The organism is Ruminiclostridium hungatei, assembly GCF_002051585.1.
Taxonomy (GTDB): domain Bacteria; phylum Bacillota; class Clostridia; order Acetivibrionales; family DSM-1351; genus Ruminiclostridium; species Ruminiclostridium hungatei.
This window is the reverse complement of record NZ_MZGX01000048.1, coordinates 1-4038: the sequence shown is the minus strand read 5'-3', so window position 1 is coordinate 4038 and position 4038 is coordinate 1. Positions and strand designations below refer to the sequence as shown.

At 39.8% G+C, this 4038-nt stretch carries 4 protein-coding genes; all 4 read right to left on the bottom strand.

Annotated features, from left to right (window positions below):
- On the bottom strand, positions 1-1142 hold a 1142-nt coding region (locus CLHUN_RS21265), incomplete at its 3' end, for an RHS repeat-associated core domain-containing protein (protein ID WP_133051130.1).
- On the bottom strand, positions 1093-1788 hold the full coding sequence (locus tag CLHUN_RS21260; RefSeq protein ID WP_080066692.1) for an RHS repeat protein: 696 nt from the start codon (positions 1786-1788) through the stop codon (positions 1093-1095). The genes CLHUN_RS21260 and CLHUN_RS21265, both read right to left, overlap by 50 nt.
- A 262-nt stretch (positions 1789-2050) precedes the next feature.
- A complete protein-coding gene (locus tag CLHUN_RS21255) occupies positions 2051-2713 on the bottom strand; it encodes a hypothetical protein (protein ID WP_080066691.1) in 663 nt (220 codons plus the stop codon).
- Positions 2714-2727: 14 nt separating this feature from the next.
- Positions 2728-4038: RHS repeat-associated core domain-containing protein (locus CLHUN_RS21250; protein WP_278247573.1), on the bottom strand; the 1311-nt coding region annotated here is incomplete at its 5' end.

Here is a 4038-nt window from a genome sequence, read left to right as displayed (position 1 = left end):
TAATTATTGGTTTGCACTGAAAGGTTTGTTTGGACTACAGTATATGACCCATTTTTTACTGTTTGGGTAGCAGATATTTTATCATTAGTAACAGTTGTATTAATGGATACAACTACATTTGAATTTTTCTGGGTATTTACAAATAGTTTATCAAACGTCTCATTATCTATTACTATTCTGTTATCTTTAATGTAAGTTCCATTTTCACCAACTATAATCGTCTTGGTAATTCCATTAACAGTTACAGTAGCACTAGATTTACCAGTTTTTTGATCTTTACCATTCCATTTAATATCATTTTTATTTGCACCTGAAGCAAGTGCTAAATCATTAAGATTTGCTGCTGTATTTCCCGTCGGATCCACATACATCACAGGCTCGTTATGGCAGTACGTATACAGATTCAAGCTCAGCGGGTCATTGGGGTCTCCTGTATATGTGTCCTGTGTAAGGAACCTTGCTATTTTACTGTCATAGTACCTTGCATTCAGATAGTACAAATCTGTTTCAGCATCATACTGGTAGCCTGCGTAGGTGATGTTATTGTTTACGTTTCCGGTCTGCTCGACTATGTTTCCAAAGGCATCATAATAATATGTTCCCTTGACCGTTCCGTCCTCTCCCAGCAGCGCGGTCACATCCCCATGACCGTTGTACATATAATTCATTGTATCACTGCCTGCGGTTCTTGTCAGGAGATTTATTCCATATATGTTTCTGGCTGTTTCATTTCCGTTTGCATCAGTCTCAAGGATTACCCTGTCTGCTTCATACAGATAGTTTGTTCTTTGCCCGTTTTCCGTTTTTGCAGTCCTGTAGCCCTCTCCGTTGTACGAATAGCTTATGATCTTGCTGCCTGCTGTGGTTTTGGCAAGCTGGTTCCACACATCATACTGGTAGTACGTAGCCTCGCTGCTTGTGCTGCTCCGCCCTGCAATACTCAGGCTGAAGCTTCCTGTCACCTCAGGGTCTGCCGGCTTCACCGTTTCCTTCCTTTTTGCTACGGTGTTGCCGTTGCTGTCATAGCTGTATTTCTCTGTTACGGTTTCTCTTCCGCTCTGCTGTACCGTGGATACCAGCCTGTTTTGCTCATTATATGTATAGCTTGTGGTTACCGAGCTTATGGCCGGGCTCGTTGTCACTGCTGCTGCCGTCGGCTTTTTTGTTCACCAGGGTTTTGTTCAGGCCGTCGCCGTAATAGGTGTATTCTTCCTTTGCCCCGTCCCCATAGGTTACGCTCTTTCTGCTTCCGTTTGCGTAATATTCATAGGTGGTGTCTTTCCCCTCTGCAATTACTTTGTACAGTCTGCCTGCCTTGTCATACACCTTTTCTGTAAGGTTGCCCTTGGGGTCCCTGGTGGTTTCAGAGCGCAGTCCGCCGCCTTCGGCTCCGTCATATGTGAATACCGTTGTTCCGAAGCCAGGGACTGTCTTGGTCAGGACCCTTCCCAGCTCATCATAGGTTCTCGATGTGGTTCCGGTGCTGTCGGTCATGGCTGTCTGGTTGCCGCTGCTGTCATAGGCATATGCTATGCTGGAACCTCCTATGGCTTTTGAAAGCAGCCTGCCGTGTATATCATAGGAATAGGTTGTCTGCCTGCCGTTCCTGTCGGTTGAGCTTTTTATGCTGCCGTCGGCATTGTAGGTATATCTTTCCGTCTTTGAGTTCAGATAGGTGTATGCTCCCGGTAACCCCAGCCTTCCGCCCTGGTCTATCCTTTTTATTACCTTGTTGGCCCCGTTGTACTCATAAGTGGTGGTGTTTCCATTTCCGTCCGTCTGTGTCAACTAGTGTGACCTCAAGATTATGCGGGATTTCGTGATACCGTCAGTGTCGGGGCTGCCGGATTTGATGAGGCTTATATTGTTTCCAAAAATGTCCCTCTGCTTTGGTATAGGGAATACAATAGTTTTCCCCTCTCACAGGTTTTGTTCTCGTCCGGGTTCCCAATGTTTTTCATCCTCACTCGTTCGTGTTAGTTTCTCTCTGCAAAATAGCAAAAAGAAAGGCCAATAGGTTTATTTTCCCATTGACCTATTTTTTGTTAATCTATAGACGTCTTTTCTCAACACTTAAAACTTGCAGCAGTTCCTTTTGGAGTTCATTCCCATCAACCTGCTTTATAAGGTTAAGTAATACTTTATACCACTTCATGCACTTTAGAACACCTTCAATAAAAGTCTCTTTTCCTATGAATACATGAGTCGTTGAGTCATTACGACTTTCTTCTAAACCATCTTCCCAATTTAAGCTTTGAAATCTTATAGTGTCAACACCTTTTTTGAGTTCTATTACTGCATCCGTAGCTGAAAAAGTATGTAAGCTTCTTCCTTCGCTATTAAGCTTTTCTATTATTTCTCCCCATTCTTCCGTTTCTCCTAAATCCCAATTAGTTGGCACAAGTTCGCCTGACTCAGTATCAATAAATGCTATCCCCGCGTCTGGTAAATCATCACCCTCTATAATAATGTCTGATAGTAATAGCATCATGTTTTTAGCGTCTTTTTCTGTAAAATCAGGAATTATATACTTGTAAGTAAAATCATCATTAATAATTTCATAAGTTGATAATTTGTATTTATAATTAATTTTAGGGTTGCTTACCCATTGTGATAATGTTTCTTCAACTCTCAAAGGAGCCATCATGGAATTACTCAAATCAAGCACTAGCCTACAAATGTAATTTTTATGAATAATTTCATTAACCATCATAATGTACATCCTTTCTATCTGTTTATTTTTGGCAATTTTGGCATTTTAGAGGTTCCTTCATAAGGTAATTTTGGAACTTGCCCTCCTGTTCTTAACTTTAATGCTTCTCCCCAAGTCTTTGAACTAGCGAATCTACCCTCCTTAATCATGCTCTCTGGTAGCATCTCATTTTCTGTACGAATATTTACAGGTATTTTTTCCATACCAAGTTCTCTCGCTATAGCAAGTCTAGTATTATCAATAGTAGTAAAACCATTTTGGGTTTTTACAATATCTATAGCAGGACCATCCCAACCATTCTTAACCATACTTTCTTTTAACTTTGCATATCTTCCATTTCCACCAGCACTGTTTTGGCTAAAATTTATATCGTTTGGATTAAGCATTACATTATTAGTACCATAAACACTTAATTTTGCATAAATATAATCTGCCTTTGAATCTGACAGCTTTTCTATTACTTCAAAAAGCTGTTCCTCACTAAATCCCCCTGCTCGAAAAACCTCCCCAACTAACGACCCTCCGAACAAGTTATTCAAACCTTGCTCTGCAAAGCGGTCAATCCAATCATCATCTGTGTTTCTTTTTATTGCCTCTAATAAGTGGCCTATAGATTCCCTATCTTTATCTGATTTTGCATTAAACCATTCTGTAGTAAGTTCGGCTAAGGTTATTTGGGTAGAAATTGTAAACTTTTTCGAATCCTGTTCATAATTATATAGCCATGATGATAGTTTTATTTCAACAGGATTATTTGTCCCCTTATTTATAGTGCTACTCACACTCGTAGTCTTATAGTAATTATTGGTTTGCACTGAAAGGTTTGTTTGGACTACAGTATATGACCCATTTTTTACTGTTTGGGTAGCAGATATTTTATCATTAGTAACAGTTGTATTAATGGATACAACTACATTTGAATTTTTCTGGGTATTTACAAATAGTTTATCAAACGTCTCATTATCTATTACTATTCTGTTGTCTTTAATGTAAGTTCCATTTTCACCAACTATAATCGGCTTGGTAATTCCATTAACAGTCACAGTAGCACTAGATTTACCAGTTTTTTGATCTTTGCCATTCCATTTAATATCATTTTTATTTGCACCTGAAGCAAGTGCTAAATCATTAAGATTTGCTGCTGTATTTCCCGTCGGGTCCACATACATCACAGGTTCATTATGGCAATACGTATACAGATTCAAGCTCAGCGGGTCACCGGCATTACCCAGATAGGTGTCCTCACTCAAAAACCTTGCTATCTTACTGTCATAGTACCTTGCATTCAGATAGTACAAATCTGTTTCAGCATCATACTGGTAGCC